1 protein-coding gene is annotated in these 783 nt (G+C 65.8%); it reads right to left on the bottom strand.

The window, feature by feature from the left end; translation table 11 throughout:
* Positions 1-591, bottom strand: a 591-nt coding sequence (locus tag XH80_RS02900) for an alpha/beta hydrolase (RefSeq protein WP_271597252.1), incomplete at its 3' end; no start/stop codon positions are given.
* Positions 592-783: the final 192 nt, after the last annotated feature.

Here is a 783-nt window from a genome sequence, read left to right as displayed (position 1 = left end):
CGAAAGCACGCGCTCGAAATCATCGCGGGACCACATCGCGCTGTCGCGGTCATAGGCATAGTCGAACAGTCCGGCCTTGGAGGGCCAGGAGAACACCATGGTCCGGCCGCGGAACTTGATGCCATCGGAGAGATGGGCAGCATCGAGCACGGCCGTTTCGAACGTCTGCTTGAAGCCGTGCACATAGATCAGCACGTCTCCTCCCCCGCCGGTCTGCGCAACGAGATCACCGATGTCGGCCTGCACCGGTTCGATCTGATCGAGGCGCCAATCGCCCAGTCCGACCGAGGCGAGCGAAAGTCTGCTTTCATCCGGTGCCACCAGCCTTGCCCGCGCGACCGTCATCGTGGTCGCGCGCTCAGGCCCGAACCAAGGCTTCGTGCGACCACCCTTCACGGGCTTGCGTGTGGTGGTGACGAGCAATGTGGGGTCGACGAAGAGGGACGACGCGTCGTAGGGCGTGCCGGTCGCGCCCAGGCCAGCGCATCCGCCGAGCGCGAGAGCGCTGCCCGCCGACAAAAGCCCGCGCAGGAGCGCGCGGCGCGAAGGAGCACGATGAGAGCGGCGTTGCAGAGGATATCGGATGATCACGCGGAACCTTCGGGAACTTCGCCCCCTAGCCGCCCCGCCTGTCTCCCTGAATGACAATCCGGGCGAGAAGGCGGCGGAGCAGCTTCGTGGCAGGTCGCAGTCACGGCCTTCGCCGGCTGGCTCTGCAGTGTGGCGAAGTTCCGGCACCGGCGTGGCGGTTGCCCTCAATGATGGGCCGAAACACCTTTGACG

Origin of the sequence: Bradyrhizobium sp. CCBAU 45384 (assembly GCF_028128665.1) — a bacterium.
GTDB classification, from domain to species: domain Bacteria; phylum Pseudomonadota; class Alphaproteobacteria; order Rhizobiales; family Xanthobacteraceae; genus Bradyrhizobium; species Bradyrhizobium manausense.
Note: the sequence above shows the minus strand (reverse complement) of the source record. Positions and strands in the feature narration are given on the sequence as shown.